A 659-nucleotide genomic window follows, 5' to 3' on the forward strand; every position below is an offset into this window, starting at 1 on the left:
CGGCTTAGATATGGTTGCAACATGGCCTTCCATGTATCCTGATGATTATACTTCTCAAACAGAATTAGAACAAACACGTGTTATTTTTTCAGATATGGTTGGACAGGATCAAATCAATAATGGGACTACGACTATTCATAATATTTTTGATAGCAATGGTTATCAACATCAACCCATCAACCTGAATGATATCTCGTATTTTCCAGGAGAATTACAGTACATTCGAACGAAAACATACAACCCTAATAATGCTTGTTACCCCTATGGACTTTATTTAGATTATACAAATAATAAGACGTACCGCTACGGGGATAATGATCCGGGAAATAACACCAGCTGGGATCATCGTGCGATTGCCCCTGTCCAGACAATTAATGCGATTACTCAAAATACTCGTTATGTAGATGCGGAAAGCTTATCGACAGAAAATGCTGACTTAGCAGGTTGTGCTACACCTGGTTATTGTAATGCTGCGACGTGTACACCGGGAAGCTATTGTGTAAATGGAAGTTCTGGATATGCAGCGAGTTGTAATACTCCGTTACCGAATCAAAAAATAAATGCACTATACCCTTTTACACAAACAAATGTGTCGGGAGCATCTGGGAAATTAGGAGTAATGGCGAGTTTCGTTCCCTATGGTCTAAGTCCAAACAATG

The 659-nt window shown here is 39.3% G+C and carries 1 protein-coding gene; it reads left to right on the top strand.

All coding sequences use genetic code 11. The features are described from left to right. Window positions 1–659: insecticidal delta-endotoxin (locus tag F3I02_RS33650; protein WP_277997943.1), on the top strand; the 659-nt coding region annotated here is incomplete at both ends.

The organism is Bacillus sp. SRB3LM (genome assembly GCF_015712745.1).
Taxonomy (GTDB): domain Bacteria; phylum Bacillota; class Bacilli; order Bacillales; family Bacillaceae_G; genus Bacillus_A; species Bacillus_A thuringiensis_K.